This is a genomic window from Streptomyces viridosporus (assembly GCF_002078235.1).
GTDB lineage: Bacteria > Actinomycetota > Actinomycetes > Streptomycetales > Streptomycetaceae > Streptomyces > Streptomyces viridosporus.
In genome coordinates this window covers 1-787 of the sequence record NZ_MSGP01000655.1, presented here as the reverse complement: position 1 = coordinate 787, position 787 = coordinate 1, and the positions used below count along the sequence as shown (strand labels likewise).

Annotated in this window: 1 protein-coding gene; it reads left to right on the top strand. The window is 77.0% G+C overall.

The window, feature by feature from the left end:
* Positions 1-787: condensation domain-containing protein (locus B7L92_RS35090; protein WP_255311287.1), on the top strand; the 787-nt coding region annotated here is incomplete at both ends.

The window sequence follows — 787 nt, the reverse complement described above, 5'->3', positions numbered from 1 at the left end:
GGGTGCGCGGCGGCCTCGACCGTGCCGCGTGGCAGGCGGCCCTGGACGACCTGGTCGAGCGGCACGAGGTGCTGCGCACGGCCCTCCTCGAGGTCGACGGCCGCCCCGTGCAGCAGGTCTGCGACCCGGTCGCGGTGCCCCTGCTCTGGGAGCGGGCCCCGCACGCCGCCGGCGAGCCGGAACGCCTGGAGGCCGTACGGCACCTGGCCGCGGCGCACGCCACCCGCCGCTTCGACCTCGCCCGGCCGCCGCTGCTGCGGGCCGGCGTGTGGGAGCTGGCCGACGACGACCACGTCGTCCTGCTCGCCTTCCACCACGCCGTCACCGACGGCTGGTCCAAGGACGTGCTGCTGGACGAACTCGGCCGGCACTACACGGCCCGCCGGGCGGGCGGGCGCGCTCCGCTGGCGCCGCTGCCCGTGCAGTACGGCGACTTCGCCGTGTGGCAGCGCGACCGTGCCGACAACGGCGCCCTGGAACCGCAACTCGCCTACTGGGAGCGGGTGCTCGAGGCCGCCCCGGTGCTGGAGCTGCCCACGGACCGGCCGCGGCCCCCCGTCTTCACCGGCCGGGGCGGTGCGGTCGAGGTCGACCTGCCCCGCGCACTCGTCGACCGGGCCGACGCCCTCGCCCGGGAGCGCGGCGCGACCCGCTTCATGGTGCTGCTGGCCGCCGCGCAGACGGTGCTGGCCCGCTGGACCGGGCAGACCGACATCTGCGTGGGCACGCCCGTCGCCGGACGCGGACGGCTCGAACTGGAGCCGCTGGTCGGCTTCTTCGTCAACAC